Annotated in this window: 22 protein-coding genes and 1 tRNA gene; 7 read left to right on the top strand and 16 right to left on the bottom strand. The window is 44.7% G+C overall.

The annotated features are described in order from the left end of the window. Window positions 1–169 precede the first annotated feature (169 nt). From L6E24_RS11935 to L6E24_RS11925, 3 genes are all read left to right on the top strand, one after another. Entirely contained in the window at window positions 170–895 is a 726-nt protein-coding gene (locus L6E24_RS11935; protein WP_257742199.1) for a YkgJ family cysteine cluster protein, read from the top strand. 157 nt (window positions 896–1,052) lie between these two features. Further along, the gene (locus tag L6E24_RS11930) at window positions 1,053–2,147 is read left to right on the top strand and encodes an endonuclease/exonuclease/phosphatase family protein (RefSeq protein WP_257742197.1); all 1,095 of its coding nucleotides are present in this window, start codon (window positions 1,053–1,055) and stop codon (window positions 2,145–2,147) included. 143 nt (window positions 2,148–2,290) lie between these two features. Then, on the top strand, window positions 2,291–3,766 hold the full coding sequence (locus L6E24_RS11925; protein WP_257742196.1) for an oligosaccharide flippase family protein: 1,476 nt from the start codon (window positions 2,291–2,293) through the stop codon (window positions 3,764–3,766). 75 nt (window positions 3,767–3,841) lie between these two features. Here the strand turns inward: L6E24_RS11925 and L6E24_RS11920 are convergent, their stop codons facing one another. Both L6E24_RS11920 and L6E24_RS11915 read right to left on the bottom strand, forming a co-directional pair. Continuing rightward, complete coding sequence (locus L6E24_RS11920) at window positions 3,842–4,294, bottom strand: DUF5814 domain-containing protein (protein ID WP_257742195.1); 453 nt, start codon at window positions 4,292–4,294, stop codon at window positions 3,842–3,844. Between the two features lie 20 nt (window positions 4,295–4,314). Further along, the gene (locus L6E24_RS11915) at window positions 4,315–4,947 is read right to left on the bottom strand and encodes a DUF2150 family protein (RefSeq protein ID WP_257742194.1); all 633 of its coding nucleotides are present in this window, start codon (window positions 4,945–4,947) and stop codon (window positions 4,315–4,317) included. 179 nt (window positions 4,948–5,126) lie between these two features. Here L6E24_RS11915 and thiI point away from each other — a divergent pair, with 179 nt between their 5' ends. Further along, window positions 5,127–6,317, top strand: a complete 1,191-nt coding sequence (gene thiI / locus L6E24_RS11910) for a tRNA uracil 4-sulfurtransferase ThiI (RefSeq protein ID WP_257742193.1) — start codon at window positions 5,127–5,129, stop codon at window positions 6,315–6,317. Here the strand turns inward: thiI and pscS are convergent. After that, window positions 6,306–7,484, bottom strand: a complete 1,179-nt coding sequence (gene pscS, locus L6E24_RS11905) for an O-phospho-L-seryl-tRNA:Cys-tRNA synthase (RefSeq protein WP_257742192.1) — start codon at window positions 7,482–7,484, stop codon at window positions 6,306–6,308. The genes thiI and pscS overlap by 12 nt on opposite strands. Continuing rightward, complete coding sequence (locus tag L6E24_RS11900; protein ID WP_257742191.1) at window positions 7,481–7,663, bottom strand: hypothetical protein; 183 nt, start codon at window positions 7,661–7,663, stop codon at window positions 7,481–7,483. The genes pscS and L6E24_RS11900 overlap by 4 nt, the downstream gene beginning before the upstream one ends. Window positions 7,664–7,798: 135 nt before the next feature. Here L6E24_RS11900 and L6E24_RS11895 point away from each other — a divergent pair, with 135 nt between their 5' ends. Next, the gene (locus L6E24_RS11895) at window positions 7,799–9,616 is read left to right on the top strand and encodes a chloride channel protein (protein ID WP_257742190.1); all 1,818 of its coding nucleotides are present in this window, start codon (window positions 7,799–7,801) and stop codon (window positions 9,614–9,616) included. A gap of 191 nt (window positions 9,617–9,807) precedes the next feature. Here the strand turns inward: L6E24_RS11895 and L6E24_RS11890 are convergent, their stop codons facing one another. The 5 genes from L6E24_RS11890 to L6E24_RS11870 all read right to left on the bottom strand — a co-directional run bounded on the left by L6E24_RS11890 (window position 9,808) and on the right by L6E24_RS11870 (window position 15,194). Then, on the bottom strand, window positions 9,808–11,040 hold the full coding sequence (locus L6E24_RS11890) for a Coenzyme F420 hydrogenase/dehydrogenase, beta subunit C-terminal domain (RefSeq protein WP_257742189.1): 1,233 nt from the start codon (window positions 11,038–11,040) through the stop codon (window positions 9,808–9,810). Between the two features lie 2 nt (window positions 11,041–11,042). Further along, on the bottom strand, window positions 11,043–13,109 hold the full coding sequence (gene fdhF / locus L6E24_RS11885) for a formate dehydrogenase subunit alpha (protein WP_257742188.1): 2,067 nt from the start codon (window positions 13,107–13,109) through the stop codon (window positions 11,043–11,045). A 265-nt stretch (window positions 13,110–13,374) separates the two neighbouring features. Beyond that, the gene (locus L6E24_RS11880; protein WP_257742187.1) at window positions 13,375–13,710 is read right to left on the bottom strand and encodes a hypothetical protein; all 336 of its coding nucleotides are present in this window, start codon (window positions 13,708–13,710) and stop codon (window positions 13,375–13,377) included. 94 nt (window positions 13,711–13,804) lie between these two features. Continuing rightward, window positions 13,805–14,314: a nucleotide-binding protein gene (locus L6E24_RS11875; protein WP_257742186.1), complete on the bottom strand. Its 510-nt coding sequence runs from the start codon at window positions 14,312–14,314 to the stop codon at window positions 13,805–13,807. A 10-nt stretch (window positions 14,315–14,324) separates the two neighbouring features. Beyond that, window positions 14,325–15,194 carry a formate/nitrite transporter family protein gene (locus L6E24_RS11870; RefSeq protein WP_257742185.1) on the bottom strand — a complete coding sequence of 290 codons (870 nt, stop codon included), beginning with the start codon at window positions 15,192–15,194 and terminating at the stop codon, window positions 14,325–14,327. 478 nt (window positions 15,195–15,672) lie between these two features. Here L6E24_RS11870 and L6E24_RS11865 point away from each other — a divergent pair, with 478 nt between their 5' ends. Beyond that, window positions 15,673–16,209, top strand: a complete 537-nt coding sequence (locus L6E24_RS11865; RefSeq protein WP_257742184.1) for a transposase family protein — start codon at window positions 15,673–15,675, stop codon at window positions 16,207–16,209. 26 nt (window positions 16,210–16,235) lie between these two features. Here L6E24_RS11865 and L6E24_RS11860 read toward each other — a convergent pair whose 3' ends face one another. From L6E24_RS11860 to L6E24_RS11850, 3 genes are read right to left on the bottom strand one after another with little or no spacing between them, the layout of a single operon-like run. Then, entirely contained in the window at window positions 16,236–16,430 is a 195-nt protein-coding gene (locus tag L6E24_RS11860) for a hypothetical protein (RefSeq protein ID WP_257742183.1), read from the bottom strand. Between the two features lie 14 nt (window positions 16,431–16,444). Next, window positions 16,445–17,386, bottom strand: a complete 942-nt coding sequence (locus L6E24_RS11855) for a hydantoinase/oxoprolinase family protein (protein WP_257744023.1) — start codon at window positions 17,384–17,386, stop codon at window positions 16,445–16,447. A gap of 8 nt (window positions 17,387–17,394) precedes the next feature. Further along, window positions 17,395–18,282, bottom strand: coding sequence for an ATP-grasp domain-containing protein (locus tag L6E24_RS11850; protein ID WP_257742182.1), 888 nt, complete (start codon window positions 18,280–18,282; stop codon window positions 17,395–17,397). A gap of 232 nt (window positions 18,283–18,514) precedes the next feature. Here L6E24_RS11850 and surE point away from each other — a divergent pair, with 232 nt between their 5' ends. Beyond that, on the top strand, window positions 18,515–19,297 hold the full coding sequence (gene surE / locus L6E24_RS11845) for a 5'/3'-nucleotidase SurE (RefSeq protein ID WP_257742181.1): 783 nt from the start codon (window positions 18,515–18,517) through the stop codon (window positions 19,295–19,297). Between the two features lie 33 nt (window positions 19,298–19,330). Here surE and L6E24_RS11840 read toward each other — a convergent pair whose 3' ends face one another. The 4 genes from L6E24_RS11840 to L6E24_RS11825 all read right to left on the bottom strand — a co-directional run bounded on the left by L6E24_RS11840 (window position 19,331) and on the right by L6E24_RS11825 (window position 22,659). Next, entirely contained in the window at window positions 19,331–19,798 is a 468-nt protein-coding gene (locus tag L6E24_RS11840) for a HEAT repeat domain-containing protein (protein WP_257742180.1), read from the bottom strand. A gap of 191 nt (window positions 19,799–19,989) precedes the next feature. After that, a complete protein-coding gene (locus L6E24_RS11835; protein ID WP_257742179.1) occupies window positions 19,990–21,363 on the bottom strand; it encodes a condensation protein in 1,374 nt (457 codons plus the stop codon). Between the two features lie 51 nt (window positions 21,364–21,414). Further along, window positions 21,415–21,487: transfer RNA gene (locus tag L6E24_RS11830), tRNA-Asp, on the bottom strand. Window positions 21,488–21,702: 215 nt separating this feature from the next. Then, window positions 21,703–22,659, bottom strand: a complete 957-nt coding sequence (locus L6E24_RS11825) for a radical SAM protein (RefSeq protein WP_257742178.1) — start codon at window positions 22,657–22,659, stop codon at window positions 21,703–21,705. Window positions 22,660–22,807: the final 148 nt, after the last annotated feature.

The raw sequence follows: 22,807 nt of genomic DNA, 5'->3' as shown, positions 1-22,807 counted from the left end.
TATCAGATAATATTTTTCTGGTTGACCTTCATAACTGTAAAACAGAATAACTGCCCTCAGAGTGAACTGAAAATAATATAATACTCCCTGAAAGGCAGGCAGTAACAAGGACAGTGAACAGAAAAATAACCACATATAACCAATAACATAAATTCCGGAGAGCAAATAATTGCAGATATTATCAATAAAAAACATCAGAGCAAAGAGAGAAGAGCTTGAGTCAGAATATTCTCTGCTGACAGAATTTCCGGACGGAAAACTTGCAGAGATAATTGAGGATGTGGGATTTAAATGCACATTATGCGGAAAATGCTGCACAAAGGAGTTCAATGACCATGTCTTCCTCCTCGACTCCGACATTGACCGGGCAAAGAGAATAGATCCATCCTCAATAGTCCCTGCGCCCTATTTTGAACTCTGCGATCAGGACGGGAACTTCTACGTATCCGGATATTCACTCAGATGCCAAAAGAACGGAGACTGCATATTTTTAAAGGATAACAGGTGCACAATCTACAGTGACAGATTTTCCATATGCAGAGTATATCCCTTCATGCTGCACAGGGAAGAGGACGAAGACGGAGTGAAGGACTTCAGGCAGATCTCAGGCTTAAACCTGCACGGTGAGTACAACCATCCGGTAGAGAAGAAAGATGCAGAGGAGATAGCAGAGAGAACAACAGCCTATGAGAAGGAGTTTCTTGAAAAAGAGATCGCTTTTTACAGCGCAGTACTTAAGCTATTTGAGGAGAACGGCTTAAAACCAGTACGAAGGATATATGACAGGAAGATGAGGGAATTCAGTGCCGATCTTCCGGTCACAGTCTATGTATTCAGCAAAGGAAATTTTGAGAGAAATACCGTTAAAAAGTCAGATTACATATCCAAAACCTGATGCAGAGATGCTTACAGGGTCAGGATTTACGAAGAAAGCAGACAAAAATCCCATGAGAGGTCAACTACCCCTGAGCTAAAGACACAGGAATTTCCTGCTACGTTCTTATGAATGTCAGAGACAGGATAATTAACCCAAAGGACAATTAAATTACCCAATGGCCAGAAAAAAGTCGAAAAAGTCACCCCTGCCAAAATTTATCATTGCAATTGTAATGCTGCTTCTGGCGCTTGCGGTCCTCACCGGAATCGGAGCCAGAACAGAAACAAATACAGCAGATTCCGGATATATAGACGAAAATATTCCGGAAATCTCAGAATTTGAGAGATATATCAATATAATAATCTCCTTCATAGGAGATACCGTAAACGGGAATAATGCTGAAGTAACAGATACAATAACCGTGGGATCTTTTAACATTCAGGTATTCGGGCAGAGTAAAGCATCAGACGATGAAGTGATGACCACACTTGCCAATATCATCCGGAATTTTGACATCATTGCCATTCAGGAGATACGGGACAGTTCAGAGACAGCAGCACCCCTCCTCTTACAGTATGTAAACGCTGACGGATCAGACTACGATATGTACGTAGGCGAACGGCTTGGCAGGACAACAAGCAAAGAGCAGTACGCCTTCATATACAATACAGATACCATCAGGCCGGCAGGAGACCCTGTCACCTATCCTGACAGTGAATACGATATGTTCCACAGAGAGCCGTACATAATGCCCTTTGAGACCACAGGCGGGGATTTCACAGCAACCTATGCAGTAATCCATACTGATCCGGATGAAGCGAAAGAAGAGATTCCGGCGCTGACTAATGTCATGGAATACATGGAAGGAGTACTGCCCGGAGATGACACATTAATCCTGATGGGCGACCTCAATGCCGACTGCACATACTTTGACGAGGACTCATATATCACACTGAAATCCGGTGAATACCAGTGGCTGATTGGCAACAGTGAGGACACCACCACCGGAAATACAGTCTGCACATATGACAGAATCATCTTAAACGGCGGAGAGGAGTACTATACAGGCAATTCAGGAGTATTCAGATTTGACAGCATCTACGGACTGAGCCAGGATGAATCACTGAAGGTATCTGACCATTATCCGGTATATGCAAAGTTTAAAACTTCCGGAGACGGAACAGTCCCGGCTGTAAGCAGCAGAATGTCAGAATCTTCAGCCTCATGCAGTGGTGACAGCTGCATGCAGGAATCTGAAGTGATGTCATAATTACAGGGATAAACCCGATTTTTGAAGAGAAAACCGCACAGAAATACCAAAATGAAGATAAACAGAACTCCGGGCACCTATAAGGCCATCTGCCCCATGGCATCATAATCTTTTTTCAGTAATCAGAGCACCAGAATAACCTGATGAGAATTCCGGCACTAAAGGAGGTAATATCCCGGATTCTCTGCATAGGAAAGCTTCAGAGACAGAGCATAATATCCTTAACATCCCTTTTAATCCTCACATTAACCGGATTTATATCCACAATGTACTTCGCCCATCTGCTCGGCGCAGAGACACTTGGCGGCTACAAAATATTCCTTGCCTACCTTGCAGTATTCTCCCTCCTGGCCGAAGGCGGCATATCAGCAGCGATGATTAAAAAAATAAGTGAAGGCGGTGATTCCGCCTCATACTACTCGTCATCAGTCTTCCTGAGGGCCGTTCTGTTAACAGCTGTTATAGCCGGAATTATAATCGCAAAACCGGCATTCATAGACTTAACATCCTCAGGGCTGTATCATCTGCTCATCCTGACTGTAATTGCAGGAGGCATGTACAACATCATAATCTCAGCCGTGTACGGATCAGGAAAGGTGGGCATCAGCCAGATCTCTGCCCTTCTGAATGAGACTACCAGGATAACAACCCAGGTCATAACAGTTTTTTCCGGATTTAAATCCGCCGGGCTTGCAGCAGGGCATATAGCAGGATTTATCATCGGTGCATCTTTTGCATTCCGCTACAGAACTGTCCGCCTGGCACGCTTTGGCATGGAAGAGATCAGATCAATCTGCACCTATGCCCAATGGTCATTCCTCTCAGGTGCAGGCACTACTGTAATCGCTTACGCAGATACCATCCTTGTCGGGTATTTCCTGACAAATTACGAGGTTGGAATTTACGGCATTGCCCTGCAGTTTTCAGCGATAGCAACACTTGCCGCCGCTGCAATGATAAATGCCCTCTTCCCGCAGGTAAGCTATTGGCACAAGGAAGGCGAATACGGCATGATTCAGAATGCAGTGGGAAAGTCACTGGCATACGCCCTTATACCGGCAGTTCCGGCAGTCATCGGCGGCATTATACTCGGAGATAACATTCTCTACTTCCTCTATGGTGCAGACTTTGCAAAGGGCACAGCAGCACTTCAGATAATACTCCCCGCACAGCTATTCAGTATATTTTTTCTGACCGGAATCATGTGCCTAAATGCCTTTAACCGGCCAAAGGAAAGTTTCCGGATTACGGTATCATCGGCAGTTCTGAATGTCTGCTTAAATCTCCTGCTCATACCTGTTTTCGGAATAAACGGCTCTGCACTGGCATTTCTGGCAACAATGGCATTTTCAGCAACATACTGCGCAGGATTACTGAAAGACACCATCTCATTAAAACCTGAAATTCCGGTGATGAAAGACATAATCACAGCCTCCGCCCTGATGGCAGTATTTATTCTGGCGCTGAGGGGAGTTTCTGCAACGGATTCATGGCCGGTTCTCTTCACAGTGGTAATATCAGGTGCATTGCTGTACTTTGCAATACTCTATAAGAAAAACCGGATGTTAAGAGAGGATATTCAGGAGATCCTGAAAAAATCAGGGATGATTAAAAACTAAAAATTACCGGAAAGATATCCGGGACATGAAAAAAATATCCGCAGATGAATCTAAGCCCCGGACCGGAAAACTGACCTAATGCTCAATACCGGCAATACATTGTGCTGACAGAGCCGAAAGTTCAGTCTTCTTCCCGATGTCAGCAACTGACTTAATTGCCTCAAGCACATGCACAGACTCTTCTAAAAATCCGAGAATGTCAGCCGGATAGAGATCAATGCCGTACTCATCCTGCAAAACATCACCGATCTGGCGATGGTCAAGTCCGGTCATTCTCAGCTCAAGAACTGTCTTTGCAAACTTCTTCTCCGGACATCCGCATAAAGGGCTGCCTTTGCAGTTGCAGTCCATAAAATCCCTGAAGATATTTAACAGCTGTTCTCTCAGCCTTTTGTCCATCCTCTGGAAATTCATACAGGATGTAACAGCCTCAAGAAAAGGGCCGCTGAATACAGATTCAGGCACTCTGTAACCGACAATATTCTGAAGTTTTTTGGCCCTTCTGAAACGGGCCTTTCGTGCAATCATAAAAAATTATTTGATATATATTATGCTTCTCCGAACTGCTCATCAAAGTTTTTGAGTGTCTTTAAAGACTCGCCCATCTCATCAACCTCAATAAGCCAGTCGTCGAACATGGTTGGGTTTTCAAAGTCACCACGGAGATACTTGCCGCAGCATGAGCCGCCGTCAAGAACTTTTGCACCAATATCAGCGGCAATTTTAAGTGCAGCCTCAGGATCTTCATCAGATATGGCACGCCCCTCCTTTACAAGGTTCTTAATTTCGCCTTCTCCGATCTCACCTCTGATATAATTCTTGCATGACATGAAGAGAACAAGGAAGCGCATCTGAACACCGCCGAGAATATCTGTAAGTTCATCCTCCGGCAGATCTGCCATAATGATCTCCTCAACCTCATTTAACTTTGCAAGGGCCATCTCCTGGTTATAACTCCCGTTATCGACCAGCTTGATTATTTTTAACGCAGATACATTGAGGTCCTTTGTGAAGTTGTCAAGTGATGCAAGCCCTTCAGGCATCTCCTCGCTCTCAGGATCCCCTTCAAAATCCATCTCCTTTAAAGTAAGAATCCAGTTGTCCCATCTCTCCTGTGTATAAAAATAATAGAGAACTGACTGCGGCTCACTTTTGTCTTTACCCTTCTTTTTCCCTGCCATAATTACTTCACTATTTCTGATTCATATCATAAAAGTTATTTCTATTTCCACATGTTTCTGAAGAGGCAGACTGACAGATAAACCAGTCCAAAAGCTACTGTGAACAACTGCCGGTTTAAGCAGGGCGACACTCTGCCGGGAATCATTAAATTACCTGAAACATAAGTACAGCGTGCAAAATGAATAAAGCTGTAATGATCAGATATGGGGAGATATTCCTCAAAAGTGAATCAGTTCAGAGGCATTACCTCAGAATACTTGACAATAATATAAAAAACGCCCTGAATACAGGTGGAATCGAACACAGGATAGAGAGACACAGGGGCAGGATTCTAATCTATGGAGATAATCCGGAAGGAATAGTCAGCATTGTCACAAAAATATTCGGTATCCTTGATGCCTGCATTGCTGAAGTCACTGAATCTGACAGGGAGATCATCGAGAAAAAAGCTGCCGAAATCGCTGCAAAATCACTAAAACCGGGAATGAGCTTTGCAGTACGGCCAAAGAGATCCAATATGAAAGGCTTCACAAGCCAGGAGCTTGGGGCATCAACAGGTGACAGAATCTGGGAGATGGTCCCCGGCCTGACAGTGAACCTTAAAGATCCGGATTACGAGATATTTGTCGAGGCAAGAACAGAAGGCGGCCTCATATACGACAGAAGAACAAAAGGGCCGGGCGGACTTCCGGTGGGGACACAGGGAGAAGTTCTCTCGCTCATCTCTGCCGGAATCGACTCCCCGGTTGCCGCATGGCTTGTCATGAGAAGAGGGTGCACATCCTCGTTCATATTCTTCAGGGGTAAAGGCTACTTTGGTAAAGACACCGAAGATGCAGTGCTTGAAAATATGAAAAACCTCTCACTGTGGTCTCCGGGCAGAAAGATCAGACTTTACTCCATAGATCTTGAGGATTTCTACACCGAAATTCTGGATAAGATTACACCACGATACCTCTGCCTTGTATGCAAGAGGTTTATGATGCACCTCTCAGCAGAGATTGCTATAGGAAAGGGAATGTCCGGCATTGTCATGGGCAACAACCTCGGGCAGGTTGCCTCACAGACACTTGCCAATATGGCGGTTACAGAGGAGGTCATCCCACCCGGACTGCCGCTCCTTCAGCCGCTCTTAACATGGGACAAGGGAGAGATTGTTGACCTTGCAAGAAAGATCGGCACATTCAGGGAATTTGCAGGCGATCTTGACTGCACAGTCGTTCCAAAGCATCCGGCAGTATCAGCCACGATTGCTGACCTTAAAGCAGAAGAAGAGAAACTTGACTATGAATTGCTGACCGGAAAATGTCTGGAAACCTTAGATTATATTAAAATATTAAATGGAGAGGTTATCGAATCAGGCAACTGAGAGATCATTCTCCTCTGCAATTTTTCTGAACGATAACGCCACATGATCGGCCTGTTTCCGGGTAAGACCATATGTATTATACTTCCAGACCCTTGTCGAACCCGGAATTACACCTGTAATGCCTCTCTTCTTCAGATCACTGGATAAGAAGTAGCCCCTCTTCTTATGGGTCTTTGCTACTTTGTCAAACGATTCTATGGTGTTGATTCTTGTAAGGGTATGCTCCCTTGGACTGTCGCTCTGGCAGACTGTGCCCTCTATCGAAAGCAGTGCATCTGTTATTATCCGGCTCTGCTCAATCTCACGGTCCCACTCAAGGACGCGCTTTTTCACCTCCGGGAAAGAGGCTATAAGGCCCATGACTGTCACGCCCATAAGGGTGCAGCCCATCATCTCAACTTCTTTTATGCCAAATGTCCGGCCGGTCACATCACCTTTGGCAGTGATTGTCCGGAATACTACATCAGCATACTCCTCATTTGCCGCAAGGACACCTGACGGTGCAGGTGCTGCCATACTCTTGTGCCCTGACCCGACTATGAAATCAACACCGAGTTCCTTACCGTCAACGGGCATAATTCCGACAGAGTACGCGCCATTCAGCAGGACAGGAATGTCATACTGGTGTGCGGCCTTTACAACACCCTTTATGTCGTGAATATTGCCGTACTGATAGTCCACATGCTCAAGATATAGCAGAGGGGGAGTCTTACCAAATTTTGCAATTACCTCCTCAATCTTCTCTGCCGCATTTTCGCCTGTGATATGATTGTTCTCATCTGCCGGAATCTCACACGGGATACCGCCGGACTGCTCAACCGACACAAATTCAGTATAATGGGAGAGTGCTGTAAGAATCACAGGGTCGCCTTTCTGCACCAGCGAGTTTGCAACCGCCTGAAACCCGCGCCTTGCCCCCGGAACAACCCTTAACTGATCCATATTGAGCCACTTCGCACAGTCCTCATGAAACTCTGCAATAGGAGGCTTTCTGATATAATCAAGCCTGAAGGGTTTTAAGCAGTTGTCACATACAGAATAGCCGTCAGAGTAGGCAATAACGGCCTTCTGCGCTTCGTTTGTGAGCCTTCCACCTGCCTGAATGGGGTCTATATTGATATATAACTCCTCAACCTCCCGCGTATCAATATTGCCTGTGCACTTCATTTTAAGATCTCCTGCTCAAGAATTGAAACCTGTTTTTTCAGCTTTTCTATCGTTTTTTCGGCTTTCTGTTTCTCTTCCTCATCGAATTCGTGATCAGGAGCTGTTCTCCTGAAAAGAGATCTGATATCTGTCAGAAGAAACAGAGCCTGAAATAATGCATCAACGGCCCTCTGCGACATAAATCCACCTTGTTAAACTAACTGCATATAATTGTATTTTGTCAATTAAAAAACTGGCCTTATGATAGATACAATAAGAAAATTTATGTACCAAAATAAAAAGATGAAATACTGTAAAAGACATATTTTTAATAAATGATTCCCGGATTTGAAAAATATGCTTCAATTAACAGAACTATACTGATAGGAATAATAATCGGAATCATTTCAGGAATAGGAGCATATATCTTCTTTCAGGGATTAAAATACGGTTCATTATTTGTTTCGGAATATCTTCTCGGTTATCATATGCCACATGAAGGCGAGACCATTCAGATAATATCACAATGGTCGCCTCCGGCGGCAATATGGTTAATTCTGCCAATTATATGCACAGGTGCGCTGATTTCAGGATATATTGTATATCGTTTCGCGCCTGAGGCAGAAGGGCATGGCACTGATGCAGCAATTAAGGCATTTCACAAAGGAAGCAAAATCAGGTGGCGCGTTCCGGTTGTAAAGGCCATCGCCTCAATAATCACCATATCAAGCGGCGGAAGTGCAGGAAGAGAAGGGCCGACAGCACAGATATCCGCCGGTTTTGGATCAATTGCCGCTGATTTCCTGAACCTCTCAGAGAGGGAGAGAAGAATTGCCATTGCCACGGGCATTGGCGCAGGTATCGGGACAATATTCAAAGCACCGTTAGGCGGTGCAATTCTGGCCGCCGAAATCCTGTACAGAAGGGACTTTGAGGCAGATGCCATACTTCCGGCATTCATAGCATCAATAACAGGATATACCATATTCGGATTTTTTGAAGGTTATGGCCCGGTCTTCGGCGAGACAGAACTATTCTGGGAACCTTCTCAGATACCCCTCTTCATCATCCTGGGAGTAATCTGCGCAGCATTTGGAATTGCATATATCAGAACTTTTTACGGAACAAGGAGAATATTTGCCGATTTTTTCATAAAATATAATCTGCCGCCATACTTAAAGCCGGTTTCAGGGGCACTCATTATTGCATTGCTTGTCATTGCAATGGCGCATATCTCTCCGGAGGCGATGATAACCGGACTTGCAAGTCTGGGAACAGGATATGGCTTCCTCCAGATTGCAATGTACAACATTCTGCCTCTCTCGGTTCTTCTCATCCTTCCGTTTACAAAGATCATTACGACATCGCTTACAATTGGCTCAGGCGGGAGCGGAGGAGTATTCGCCCCCGGACTTGCAATAGGTGGCGCGGCAGGAGGGGCATTTGGTCTTCTGCTGAATCTGGCATTCCCTGAGATTGTCCCTCTGACATCCGTTCCGGCATTTGTGATAGTTGGTATGATTGCACTCTTTGGCAGTATTGCAAATGCCCCAATCGCAGTTATGATAATGGTAACCGAGATGACCAGTGACTTCTCCATACTTGTGCCGGCAATGGGAGCTGTTGCAATATCCACCATTCTGACAGGTGAGGACACTATATTTAAGGAACAGGTCAGGACAAAGGCAGAATCAGAAGCACACAGAGAGGAATATCAGATAGAGATCCTTCAGGAAATAAAAGCGTCCAGTGCAATGGTAAAGCCTGAGGATCTTATAACCGTTCATCCGGATGACCCCTGCAATGAAGTTTACAGTATGATGAATGAAACGAAGCATACCGGATTTCCGGTGATTGACAATGGCATGCTCATAGGGATAATAACCCACAGGGATACCTATCTTGAGAACGGTAAAATCCCCTGCATAAAAGTCAGGGAGAGGATGAAAGAGAATCTTATAACCATAAGTGAGAATTCCACACTTGACAGCGCCCTATACCTGATGATGAAGAACAGCATACATCATATACTTGTGGTGGATGAGAAGAATAAAAAAGAACTTAAGGGATTTATTACATCAACCGACATTATGCAGGCGTACACTTCCAGAATGAAAGAAAATATCCAGGTAAAATGCCACAAACACAAGTGATCACAGATACAATCTAAAAAAAAGAATAAAATAAATCAGGGGTTTCCCTAACCCTTTTTTCACCAGCATAATGCTTTTTTAATAATATTTCCGGACAGAATAACTGAGCCGACCCAAAAATATAATTTGGATTATAGAAATGATAATAAGAGCCGGGGGGATTTTCCGACCCTATTCTCATCACCATTTATTTAAGTAAATATATTGAAAATCTGGTCGTCACCTGTATCGCTCAGGCGCTTCCTTTCTGTCGGTTCCTCAACGAGTGCAAGAACCGGAAGATCAAGGTTTACACCAGGTTCATATCCGAACATCTCCTGCATTTCAATCTGGAGTGCGTGCATGTAGAGTGCATTTGGAATATCCATTGCACAAAGCTCTTCGCACTGACCACAGTTGATACATGAATCTGAAACATGGACGTATCTTATCATGTGGAACATGAAGGGAGGCGGAACCTGGCCGGGTGTTACAAGGTATGGTTTCTTTGTTGAGCATTCAACACAGTAGCAGATTGGGCAGTTCTCAATGCACTGGTAGCATTTGATACAGCGTGAGGTCTCCTTCATAATGAAGCTCAGGCGGTCCTGGCCCTCACCCATTGCTGCGAACTGTTCTGCCCTTGCTTTATCAGCAAGTTTGTACATTGCCTGCTCAATCTTTCCGCGAATTGCAACGAATTTTGGATCCGTTGGTGCGGTCTCGATTGCACCTGAAGTCTTCTCGATAAGTTCTGCACCCTTGTCTGAGCATACTTCAATGAAGGTTGCCTTGCCGGCTTTATCAGCAGGTACACCCCAGTTTCCGCATGCAATATCACACTGGCGTGGGATTTTGGTCTTACAGCGCTGGCAGTTTGCACGGCGGCCGTATCCTTCTTCCTCAAGTTCATCGATCTTTATGCCCTTGTGTTCACCGTCTTTTGTTTCGATGATGAACTGGCCTTTGTCGATCTCTTCCTTTACAACATCGTCCGGACTTACTCCAAACTTCTCCTCGATCATCTTTCTTCCTGCAACGGGACTGATTGAACCACCACAGTTCAGACCGATTGAGTAGATGTTGTCAAGATTGATCTGCTGCCTCTTTGCAAGTTCATAGAGTGCTTTTGCATCGCAACCCTTCAGGGTTACTGCAAGCTTCATGTCCTTTGCACCGTCAAGGAACTTCTTGATCATTTTTGGCAGCAGAAGGGTACCACAGTGAAGTGAACCGCTGAGTCTGTCGATGTCTTCCGGATTTGTGATGAACGCAGGTTTTGCATCATAAATATCGTAGCCTTTCTCGACTGCAAATACTGCATCAACAAGACCGGTTTCAAGGGCATTCTTAAGTATTGCTGTTACTGCACCGCCGCATTCTCCCTTTTTAAGGTATTCGGCGTCCTTTGCCCATGCAAGTAACATATCTCCATTTGCTACCATTTTCAGGCCTCCTGAATCTTTTCAATCTTTATAGCACATGCCTTGTACTCCGGAATCTTGGAAACTGGGTCAAGTGCATCGTTTGTAAGCCTGTTTGCCGGGCATTCTGCGAAGTGGAACGGCATGAACATTACACCTTTCATAATGTCTCTCGTTACCTTTGCAGTTACCTCAACTTCACCACGTCTTGTGATTGCACGTACCTTCTCGCCGTATGCAATTCCAAGTTCCTTTGCATCATCAGGGTTGATCTCAATCCATCCGGTTGGAACTTCATGGTCAAGTGTTGGTGAGTTTCTGGTCATTGTACCGGTATGCCAGTGCCAGATTGTCCTTCCGGTTGTGAAGATATACGGATATTCCTCATCAGGAACTTCTGCCGGTGCCTTCCACTCAATTGCTGAGAGAACTCCAAGTCCGTCAGCTGTTGCAAACTTCTGGGTGTGCAGGATTGGTGTTCCCGGATGGTCAACTTCAGGGCATGGCCAGTGAAGTGCCTCTGGTTTATCAAGTCTTTCGTAGTTCATACCGTGGTATGAAGGTGTGACTGCTGCAATCTCATTGAAGACATCCTCTGAGGTCTCCCATGCGAACTGATCTGCATAGCCCATTGCTCCTGCAACCTCTGCAAGAATCTTCCAGTCAAGTTTTGCAACTCCAGGTGGATCCTGTGCCTTTCTCCATTTCTGGACACGGCGTTCGGTTGAGGTCTGGGTACCGTCTTTTTCTGCGTAGCAGGTTGCCGGCAGGACAACATCAGCGATCTGTGCTGTCTCTGTAAGGAAGATATCCTGAACAACGAGGAATTCAAGGGACTCGAATGCATGTTTTGCATGGTCAATGTTTGGATCTGAGAGAAGCGGGTTCTCACCCATGATGTACATTGCCTTGAGTTCTCCGGGGTTGTCAGACATGACATTGACCATGGTGGTAACTTCATATCCGTTCTCAGCAGGCGCAATTCCGTCTGGGAATCCCCATGCGTCCTCGAATTTCTTGTGTGCCACAGGGTCAATTACCTTCTGGTATCCTGTAAATACTACAGGAAGTGCTCCCATATCACATGCACCCTGAACATTGTTCTGTCCACGGAGTGCGTTTACACCGGTTCCAGGTCTTCCAAGGTTTCCTGTAACCATCTGAAGGTGTGCAGTTGACTTAACGTTGTCAACACCAACTGTGTGCTGTGTGATACCCATTGAGTAGAGAAGTGCTCCGCTCTCTGCCTTACCATAGAGTTCTGCTGCTTCACGGAGTGTAGCTGCCGGAATACCGGTAATCTTCTCAACATTCTCAGGTGAGTAATCGTCCTTCATTACAAGGGCCTTAAGCTCTTCATAGCCTTTAGTCCTGTTTGCGATGAACTCTTTGTCTTCCCATCCGTTCTTGATGATCTCGTGCATGAAGCAGTTGAGAATTGCAACATCTCCACCAGACTTAAACTGCATGTAGATGTCAGCCTGCTTTGCAGTAGGGGTGTACCTTGGATCTGCGTAGATGAGCTTTGCACCCTTCTTCTTTGCCATCATCACTCTGCGTCCGATAAGCGGGTGCTGCTCAAATGTGTTACTTCCAATAATGAAGATACACTTTGATTCCTCAATATCAGGAATAGAGTTGGTCATTGCACCTGATCCGAATACTGCTGCAAGTCCTGCAACTGTTGAAGAGTGGCAGAGACGTGCACAGTGATCAATGTGCTTTGTCTTGAGTGCACCACGTGCAAACTTCATCAGAGCATAGTTATCTTCGTTTGAAGTACGTGCTGATGAAAGGCATGCCATCTCTTCAGCTTTGTAGCCCTTAAACTTCTCTGCAATGAGCTTGTATGCCTCATCCCAAGTAGCTTCAACGAATTCGCCGTCTTTCTTAATGAGCGGTGTTGTCAGCCTTTTTGGACTGTTTACAAACTCATATGCATATGTGCCCTTTGGACAGGTTTTACCCATATTTACGGGTGAACGCTGATACGCTGTTGAACCCACTACCTTGCCGTCCTTAACGACAAGATTGAAAGTACAACCTGTTCCACAGTAGGGACATGTTGTCTGAACAAACTTGAGATCCATAATTTAACCTCTTACAATGAAAGAGTTGGAATCTAAGTATTAATGTATTTTCATTTATAAATGACAAATGAGCATTATTGGTGGGTCAAAAACGAGATTGTAATTTTAAAAATATTACAAGCGCATTTAACCACAATCAGATGGAAACCAATTGATCTTAACACAACAGCACAGATCCACTGAATTATACCCGAACCTAAGACAAATACACAATCCGCGCCCTAAAAATGACTGAATCCTAAAAAAATGAAATATGTATGAAAAATCAAAATTTTTTAATTAAGCGTATTGCTATAACAGATATTGTTGCCGCATACATAATCTGCATAATAATCCCGGTTGTGAACTCACTATAAGGATTGAAGATCAGCACTGCATAGAGTGGTGCCAGAATAGAGACAAGATCTTTTTTTTCTCTCAGAAAAGCAACAATCCCAATTATGAATGAGGCAATGACACACCCGGCAACTCCTGAATATGAGAGCATACTGCCCGCTTCAACAACCAGGGACAATACAATTCCTATAAAAGAAAGCCCCGCAACAACCGGGACAGTATAATTAAAATAAGTATTTACAGCATTTTTCAGTTTCTCTATCATAATTACATTATATTTAGAGAGATAAGCTAAAAGTTAACCGGAAACAGATCTGAAAAAATGAAAACATACAGAAAATTAAAATTTTGTCCTTAGGTTAATTCGCATCTCTCTTTTCGGTTTTGCGAATTATTACTGCATTGATTACAGGTTCTCCTACCATGACATATCTCTTGATGACCTGTCCGTAAACTTCAACAATATCATCCTTGTTTATATCCTCCGAAATTCCGGTGAACATCTTGACCGAGATCAGACCTGATCTGTCAGCCACATGAAACTGGGGCCTGTTGAGTGACTTAAACATCGCCTTCTCGACAACACCTTCAATTTTTACGATGTTTCCAATTGAGGACTCATTGATCATCTTAATTCTGACAGGTTTTGCTTCTGCCTCATATATGGGCGCAAGGTCATTGTACTCTGAGGCACTCATATAACTCAGAATGATAGGGATAACAAACAAAGCCGCAAGAATCGGGATTCCCCATAAAAGCGACATATACTCCCCGGATAAGATTACATAGACCAAAAAAAAGAATGCAAAAAATCCCACCACCCCGATATTGATGGCCGAGATATTTACATTCGTATTTTTAATTTTCATTTATAATCGTTTACTTAGCTGCTTCAATATCTTTTCTGAATGCAATCCAGTAGAGAACACCAACAAAGAGCATACCGCCGACAATGTTTCCGATTGTAACGACTATGATGTTGTTTGTCCACATTGTTATCCAGCTAAGGTTTGCAAGTTTAGGACCGATTGCTGCTACCTGATCTGCTGTGAGGTAGGATGATGTCATAATACCTGCTGGAATGAAGTACATATTTGCTACACAGTGCTCAAATCCTGTTGCAACGAAAGCCATGATCGGGAACCAGATTCCAAAGAACTTGCCGACTGCATCGTCTGCACAGATTGCAAGAAGAATTGCGAGGTTAACGAGCCAGTTACAGCAGATAGCTTTACAGAAACATGACCATAGAGCTGCAATTCCGATGTAACTTGTCTTTCCTGCTGCAATACTTACTGCAGTCACACCAAATGCTGTTGCGGTACCTGCACCTGCTGCACTCCATGAAGTGAGAGGACCGTAGGTCATAAGATAAGCGAATACAATAGATCCGATAAGGTTTCCTATGTAAACCCATACCCACAAATTAAGCACTGATGCCCAACTGACTCTGTGTATGAAAGCTGCCATTGGTGCAAACATTGCATCTCCGGTAAAGAGTTCTGCACCGGTAAGCACGATGATAATAAGTCCGACGGGGAACACAGCACCAAGAATTAACTTGGCCATACCTGCACCTAAGAAAGCTGCAGTTCCAGTAACACATACTGTTGCGAGTGCTCCACCCATTGCGATATATGCTCCGGCCATAAAGCCACGAAGAAGCATATTCTGCATGGAAAGACCAACTTTAGCCTTTCCTGCATCTCCTGTTTTAGCAATTATAGTTGCTGGGGGATGAAAAACCATTACATTTCCTCCAAATTGTTATGCCTGATTGAAATAACAAACGTACCTCACATTTCGTAGGCAGATAAGAATCAATTTAGGATGATATTAATATCTTTCCAATTTATCCGGAGTATTTGAGGTATAATGTCCAAATCAGCATATTGAACGAACCCGACCCAAAACAAACATAGGTTAACCATTTAAATATATAAACCATGTTTGATTAACTAAAAAATGAAACACGCACTTTCATACAAATATTTCAGATAAAAAAGTACGGGTGGTGATAAACAAAAAACAGGATGGCAGGTAAAAATTAACATATTCAGGATCTTTAAAAAAATGAATTTACATCAATTATAATGGTAAAAGAGATCATTTTGCCGGATATGAAACTTAGATCTGATTCCCACCCGGATAACCGGGGCGCTCTATTCTTCAAAAATTAACAGCAAAATGAGTTTATATATCAAAACCATATAAACAACATCATAATATGAAGGATGTAAAGATTCCACCAATGCTCATTCAGCTCATAGATTCAGGAATATCCGGCATTGACGGGAAAATTTTTGAGAATGCTGACATGTGTCCGTATTGTGCAGGAAAACTGATCACGCATGACTTCAAAAGAAAGAAATTTGCAACAAGAATTTACAGAGATAACAGAATCCCGGTCTATGTCAAAGTTAAACGGTTCAGGTGCAGGGAATGCGGCAGGCTGGTTTACGCCGATGAACCTTTTTATCCGGAGATAAGGGTGGGTGCACCGGTTGTGGATTTCTGCCTTGCAAACCGGGACAGGTATTCATACACCCACATTTCAAGAATTCTTAAGCATCTGCACATATATCTCAGCCCTTCATCTGTGGGAAATTACGCATCCGCAGATCTGAATATGCCTCCCGCGGTCGAGATGCACGGCATTTTCTTCCCGGCATCACTGTTAAATCTTGCAAATGTCGGATTTCCCGACAATTCGGGGATGGGAATGCCGGCAATTATGCAGATGATTTCAGAGAGGCATTTTTAAAAAACGAAAGTTATCCTTCATCATCCTCAGGACTCCTTCAGCGGCTCCGCATCATACGGGCAGAATATTTCATCACCGGATGTCCGGTAACCACAGAGGGGGCAGATTTTCTCTTCTCTTTTTTCCCTGCCGAATAGCGGAATCAGCGGAATAAAGAGGAACATGAAAAAAAATGGAAATCCGAGGTACAGCAGTAAAATACTGATGCCCAGTGATCCCACCAGGAGTATGAAGCTTAAAACTCCCCTCTGCGTAGCGCCACCTCCCTGACAGCAAAGGCAGGCAGTGCATCAGATAGTTTTCTGGACTCTTTCCGGAGATCAAGCCCGCCAAACTCATTTACAATGATATGTGAGCCGATCCCGCCTGAAATTATTGAGTCACATCCTGTACTGTCCATAGCATCCCTGACTGCCACGCCTATGATCTCCATCTGCTTCTTATAGAAATCACGTGCAATATCAAGCGCACCATCCTCTCCAATCTCACAGAGATCTGAACATACAACCCTTGCAAGCCTTCTGAGCGAGGAGTTGCAGTCTGTGCCCGCACCATCTGCCGCAGGAGATGTATAGTCGCTCTCAGAGATGTTACCAAGGACAAGATGTACATCAGCACTCTGTGCGAAATATTCGCTGCTCACAGGCGTACAGATGCCGTTTACGGAGGCTGACCTGATCACTGCCGGAACTGTTGTCCGGAGTGTGCCTGAATATACAAGGTAACCTTCTCTGAGCCGGTCAAGATCAGTCATCCCTTTAAGATTTTCAAAGGAATTTAAGGGAATTATATCGACAGTCGTGCTGCCCATATCCACAAGCAGGGATGAAGGGTATTCATTCCTCAGATAATCAGCAGATGCAAGCCAGTTCGCAGCCGCAAGAGAGCGGTCAGGAGAGGTATGAAATTCCCCGTCCATGCCGTAGAAATATGAGTCAGGCACTGCGTCTCTGACAGATTTTACGATATATTCTATCCCTGCGTTTTTATCCGGAAATCCGTCTGCAAGCTCACCGCTCATCACAACCGCCGCAGTCTTATCCGAATAGATGCTCAGAAGTTCAGTTAAGGGAGAGTCCTGCCACATGGGGCAGTAGTGAATGACAACATCCCTGCCGTCCACAATCTTGAGGTTTGCACCGCCGACATCTATACCAATGACAGACTCCGGACTCATACCGCCTTTCAAAGTCTCTTCACCTCACCTGTTGTGTTGAAGGAGACTCTGCCGCTGAGGTGAACCTCAGCAGGGATATTTCCTCTGGATGACTCGACAAGAATATCGGCTATCTCCTCCTCCATAACCTCAGCTATGCCGACAAGGCTTGTGGTGGGCCGGGGGTTCACATCGACAACATAGATCTTATCGGCAACCACAACGTCAACTCCGGTATAGCCCTGACATCCGAGGACATTGAGCGCTTTTACCGCCGTTTCCGTGATCTCATCCGCCCTTGGATGCTCCACAGGTGTCTCACCGCCGAGGTATCTGTAATGTCCGTCCTCTGTTCTCTCAATGTACTGCCTGTTCAGCGCAAGGAGAAGCGGCGGCCTTCCGCTGTATGAATTGCAGGTATCTCCGACAACCCGGCTTCCGACAAGGCTGACGCTGATATGCTCACCCTCGATGTACTCCTGCCCGAATTCATCCTCACCGGAAACACCGTCTGAAAGGCGCATATTCTGCCCGTCCACACCTTTGACCTTCTTTATGATGCGCATCCCGAAATCAAGCTCACGCGGGACAGCTATACCGTGCATTGTAAGTATATCCCCTGTTCTTTGCTTATTGGAGCATATGGCAATATTGAGGCTGCCGCAGCCGAGACTTCGGGTATTATCCTCAACAATTTTTGTAAATCTGCCTAAGATATCATCTGGGGCAACCACAATACCAACATCGCAGAGCGGCGCAAGGCGCTTTAATTCTTCGGAAAAATCGCCCTTTTCAGGGGATAGAACCTCATATCCGCATCTCTCAAAACTTTCTGAGAGTACCTTAAGCATAGCCGCACCCTCAGGTGCAAGATCAGGTTCATTGAATACCGTATATTCGGCAACGAGGGCCTTCATTGAATAATTATTCCGGCTAAAATGAAATTAGGATGACGATCCTTACCGGAATTTTGCCGGCATTATTACAAACAAAGAGCCGCGATGAAGTTGTGGCACCGCCGCTGTACTCCGGAATGCTGTCAGGATTTTATGCTGCCAGCTGATTCTGAATGTCCGGTTATCCGGAGGAGGAAAAAACCCGTAAAAACCACCCATTTAATATTTCTGAGGTCACAACTAAAAACGGGTTATGAAGCCGAAAATTTTACTTACAAACGATGACGGAGTTACATCAACAGGACTGTGGGCAGCATATGATGCCCTCTCTGAATTCGCCGAGGTGATCGTTGTCGCACCGTCAACACAGCAGAGTGCTGTCGGCAGATCAATATCAATATTTGAACCAATCAGGGTCAACCGTATTACAATAAACGGAAATGAGGCATATTCTGTCGGTGGTAAACCGACCGATTCGGTTATAATAGGACTGTATGCACTGGAAATAAAACCAGACCTGGTTGTATCCGGAGTTAACATAGGTGAAAACCTCTCCTTTGAGTCGGTAATGACCTCAGGAACAGTAGGTGCTGCACTTGAGGCGGCAAACCACAACTATCCTGCGGTTGCCTTCTCACTTCAGGTTGAGGATCAGGCAGACAAATTTGACGACCCCGGATTTTATTCAAAGAACTTTGAAAATGCAAAGGATGTCATAAAAACGGTCTGCAAAAAACTGATCTCTGAGGGGTTCCCAAAAGGCGCGGATGTAATCAACGTCAATATCCCAAGCGTGATCAAAGGTGGATATGAAATTACAAGGCTTGCAGAGAAGCTCTTTGAGACCGGAGTTGAGAAGAGACTTGATCCAAGGGGAAAACCCTATTTCTGGATAAACGGCCCGCTGTATGAAGTGGCAGAGGAAGGAACGGATGTTAATGCTGTGTCAAAAGGAAATATATCAGTAACTCCGCTCACACTTGACTGCACATCATACAAAAGTATGGAAGATATGAAAAATAATTTTATATTATAATTTTTTTTGCCGGAAAAAAGGAAATTTATTATTTTACTCAGAAAGAATTTCGCGGAATTTTTCAGCGACAGCAGGATCTCTCTCCACAGAAAGCGCTTTTCTTATCTCTTCTGTCGCTGTAGGGCTGCCGGATTTCTTTATGGAAGCAGCGGTAATCTTTCTGACATAGTCATTTTCGTCTTTTAAAAGCGGAATTAAGGCTATCCCAATCTCAGGAATTCCAAATTCCCCCAGGCTTTTTGCAGACATATACCGCACATGATCCTTTTCATCCCTGAGGCAGGCGAGCAGAGGGCTTATTGATCTGTCATCGGCAATCATGCCAAGGGCCTCAGCTGCACGATATCTGACAATCCAGTCTTTGTCGTCAAGAAGAGGGATCAGACTTATAACTGACTTTGATCCAAATCCGGCAAGATTTTCAGCCGCCCTTTTTCTTGTATCCTTTGAAGGATTCCTGAGAAGCTCAACATTGAGAATTATCTGATCCTGTACTGACATTGTATTAGTATTGAACTGTGGAATATAAAATTATCCTGTTAAGGCCGGATTGGGGCAAATCATCACGATTCCTCACACATATGGCAATCATTTCTGCACATCACAATAAAAACATATGTGAATTATTCTGCCAATTACAATTATTTTAATATATTATATCCAGATTTCAGATAATTCCGGACATTCAGACCTTATTTTTGTGACCCCGGAAATAAATCATCAAATGCCTCCATGAACCGGTTTATGTCAGCCTCCACGTACGGGCCGGATTCATAGCCGGTCAGTACAGAGAGAGTGCCGTTGAATGTTGAAGCGGTAAGAAGAAATCCGGGAGGATAGCAGACAACCGGAAGAAAGCATACGTCATAAGGGCTGAGAAGCTCACCATTGATTCCCGGAATACTGCTGAATTTTTCCCCGGAAATTACACCGATATTGGATAGAACCGGATTTTTGAGTTCTGACTCATGGTATGACGAGATCATACCGTCAAAGAACTCTTTTATCCGGGGAATACCTTTGTCATAGAGATTTCTGTAGAAGAGGACTGAACCAAGCCCGACATAATTTTCCTTCCTCTCCTTTGTCACTGCAATTATTCCGGGCAGAATTTCTTCAATGCCGGAATTACTCCCGGTTATCACTGAAATCTCATATGCCACCGAGAGGTTTGCCGGTGAGCAGTCTTCAATATCCGGAATATATCTCCGGAGGTCAGCAGAGGTCAGCAGGGCATTCGTCCGGTTTTCGTCTGAAGGGTCATCCCTGGCCCTGAAGAATGCCAGAAAGAAGACTGCAATCAGAAGGTCGTTTACTGTACCGCCGCACCTCCTGCATACCTCCTTTGCCTCTGAGAGCCTCTCCGGGCTAAAGTCCCTCCTTGCAATTCTCCTCTCACCGCGTCCATGGTACAGAAAGGGGAAATTCCAGGTGTCGGTTATCGTCTCTTCTTCTGAGAGTGCATCTTTTAAAACGGAATCCGGATATATTTCATAGATCCGGGCCAGAGAACGATCAGGAGTCATAATTTCCGGTCTGAACCCGGAGTCCCTGCATAACTCCCTGTAAACCGTAAATATGTATCCGGATATATCGGCCAGACCACGTGCATCCATTGCGCCGTGGTGGCAGGTTATGGTTATCAGGTCACCTCCTGATTTTTCCGGTCTGAAAAGATCAACCCTGATTTGTGGACCGGATCGTACATCAAGAGGTTTTGGGGGTTTTCCGGGCGGAATTTCTTCAGAGGAACAGCCCCTGTGAAGTACAAATGCCTCAGGGAGTCTTTCAGGATCTATCCTCTCCCAGAAGCACTCCTTATCTGACTCTACAAATGCAGTTGAGAGGAAAGGTATGGACTCAAGTGTGAGGAGAACTGATCTCCTGAGAATTTCCTCATCCACCCTGCCGGAGTAATGCACCATGAGGTGCATTGTCGGGTCATATATTCTCTCAAAGAATACATTGAATATATCAAACGGTTCTGCGGTAAAACGACATTTATGTCCGGAAGCTGGATCATAGTTAAAATTCTGATTAAAACCGGAATTATGTGTATCTGGCATATACAGAAGATAATGGACTATATCAGATAAAGAGATTATCAAAAAGAAATACGCCCAGTACGGAATTCGAATCCGTGTCGCAGCCGTGACAGGGCTGCATGATAGGCCACTACACTAACTGGGCAGATGTATGCTGTAAATCAGCATCACATATTGGAGGTTCTGATTATTTAAGCATTGCATTTGCAGTCCGCTGCGCTCAGACATTACACAGATAAGCCATCCCAAAAAAGTCACCCACCCCATGTGCCGGCATTTCTGCCTGCACACAGATAATGGATGAAACATCAGGACGTTTGATGATAATGTTTCATGGGAGATGATATTTAAAAAAATATTTCAGTTATCTTCAGAACTCATGAAAAAAATCCCGCGATCTCCTCTTTTATCCCGGATTTTTCCCTCCTCGATAAGGAGCTGGATATACTTATTTATCTCATTTGGATGGAGTTCAAGGACAGAAGCCAGATCCTCAACAGTGCAGGGTCTGCGGCTTACTGTCTGCATTATGCTCTCCATTGCATCACCCGAAAAACTGCCTATACCCGATCGTGACGAGGGCCTGCCTGTGATCTCCGTTCCTTCGTAATCAAGACCTGCCGCAAACTTCTCCATCTCCACGTCCGTTGCCGCCCTGATCCAGCCAACCACTCCGGGGCGGTCGAGTGTATTGAGCTGAACCCTCTCCGGCGCGATTTTCTGCACTGCCTCTGAAAGGGCGGAGATCTCCTCCTCTGTATCGTTTATCCCCGGAACAACAAATATCTCAAGCCATATTTCTCCGGAAAACTCCTTTCTCAGGTCCACAAGCCCGGTGATGATCTCATCCACATTCAGTGAACTGCATGGACGGTCAATCTTCATAAACCCGGCTTCTGTTGCAGAATCAAGTGACGGGACGATCACATCCATATCCAGGACCTCATCCCTGACACCCTTATCATAGAAGAGACTTCCGTTGGTGAGAAGAGCCACCCTGTAACCAGGGAATGAACTCTTAATATAACGGCAGATCTCACCCGTTCCGCTGTGAAGCGTCGGCTCACCGGAACCTGAAAATGTGATGAAATCGAGCGTGGGAGAGCCTGAAAGGTACGAATAAAGCTCTTCTTTAACCTCTGCGATGGGGACATACTCATGCCTCTCTGTAGTAAGGAGGGTTGTTCTCCCGCATTCGCAGTATATGCAGTTATAGCTGCATGTCTTCAGCGGCACAAGATCTATTCCAAGGGAGATTCCAAGCCTCCGTGAAGGAACAGGGCCGAAGAGATGCCTGTAATTTTTATTATTATTCATGCTTTCGCCAACAGGGATCAATATTTACTGTGCACCTAATTTAAAGCACCCAAAAAGGAACAAAGGACTTAAAACAGAATGCAAAATACGGAAAAGAAGATCAGAAAAGGATAATTCAGTAAAACTGTGACAGAAAAAGAGAACAGAC

Source organism: Methanoplanus endosymbiosus, from assembly GCF_024662215.1.
GTDB lineage: Archaea > Halobacteriota > Methanomicrobia > Methanomicrobiales > Methanomicrobiaceae > Methanoplanus > Methanoplanus endosymbiosus.
This window is presented reverse-complemented; position numbering and strand designations above follow the sequence as displayed.

What these genes read in the sequence shown, in the direction of transcription:
- L6E24_RS11930 (WP_257742197.1), top strand. Translation starts at nt 1,053, where the DNA reads ATGGCCAGAAAAAAGTCGAAAAAGTCACCCCTGCCAAAATTTATCATT.
- L6E24_RS11925 (WP_257742196.1), top strand. Translation starts at nt 2,291, where the DNA reads ATGAGAATTCCGGCACTAAAGGAGGTAATATCCCGGATTCTCTGCATA.
- L6E24_RS11920 (WP_257742195.1), bottom strand. Translation starts at nt 4,294, where the DNA reads ATGATTGCACGAAAGGCCCGTTTCAGAAGGGCCAAAAAACTTCAGAAT.
- L6E24_RS11915 (WP_257742194.1), bottom strand. Translation starts at nt 4,947, where the DNA reads ATGGCAGGGAAAAAGAAGGGTAAAGACAAAAGTGAGCCGCAGTCAGTT.
- thiI (WP_257742193.1), top strand. Translation starts at nt 5,127, where the DNA reads ATGAATAAAGCTGTAATGATCAGATATGGGGAGATATTCCTCAAAAGT.
- pscS (WP_257742192.1), bottom strand. Translation starts at nt 7,484, where the DNA reads ATGAAGTGCACAGGCAATATTGATACGCGGGAGGTTGAGGAGTTATAT.
- L6E24_RS11900 (WP_257742191.1), bottom strand. Translation starts at nt 7,663, where the DNA reads ATGTCGCAGAGGGCCGTTGATGCATTATTTCAGGCTCTGTTTCTTCTG.
- L6E24_RS11895 (WP_257742190.1), top strand. Translation starts at nt 7,799, where the DNA reads ATGATTCCCGGATTTGAAAAATATGCTTCAATTAACAGAACTATACTG.
- L6E24_RS11890 (WP_257742189.1), bottom strand. Translation starts at nt 11,040, where the DNA reads ATGGTAGCAAATGGAGATATGTTACTTGCATGGGCAAAGGACGCCGAA.
- fdhF (WP_257742188.1), bottom strand. Translation starts at nt 13,109, where the DNA reads ATGGATCTCAAGTTTGTTCAGACAACATGTCCCTACTGTGGAACAGGT.
- L6E24_RS11880 (WP_257742187.1), bottom strand. Translation starts at nt 13,710, where the DNA reads ATGATAGAGAAACTGAAAAATGCTGTAAATACTTATTTTAATTATACT.
- L6E24_RS11875 (WP_257742186.1), bottom strand. Translation starts at nt 14,314, where the DNA reads ATGAAAATTAAAAATACGAATGTAAATATCTCGGCCATCAATATCGGG.
- L6E24_RS11870 (WP_257742185.1), bottom strand. Translation starts at nt 15,194, where the DNA reads ATGGTTTTTCATCCCCCAGCAACTATAATTGCTAAAACAGGAGATGCA.
- L6E24_RS11865 (WP_257742184.1), top strand. Translation starts at nt 15,673, where the DNA reads ATGAAGGATGTAAAGATTCCACCAATGCTCATTCAGCTCATAGATTCA.
- L6E24_RS11855 (WP_257744023.1), bottom strand. Translation starts at nt 17,386, where the DNA reads ATGAGTCCGGAGTCTGTCATTGGTATAGATGTCGGCGGTGCAAACCTC.
- L6E24_RS11850 (WP_257742182.1), bottom strand. Translation starts at nt 18,282, where the DNA reads ATGAAGGCCCTCGTTGCCGAATATACGGTATTCAATGAACCTGATCTT.
- surE (WP_257742181.1), top strand. Translation starts at nt 18,515, where the DNA reads ATGAAGCCGAAAATTTTACTTACAAACGATGACGGAGTTACATCAACA.
- L6E24_RS11840 (WP_257742180.1), bottom strand. Translation starts at nt 19,798, where the DNA reads ATGTCAGTACAGGATCAGATAATTCTCAATGTTGAGCTTCTCAGGAAT.
- L6E24_RS11835 (WP_257742179.1), bottom strand. Translation starts at nt 21,363, where the DNA reads ATGCCAGATACACATAATTCCGGTTTTAATCAGAATTTTAACTATGAT.
- L6E24_RS11825 (WP_257742178.1), bottom strand. Translation starts at nt 22,659, where the DNA reads ATGAATAATAATAAAAATTACAGGCATCTCTTCGGCCCTGTTCCTTCA.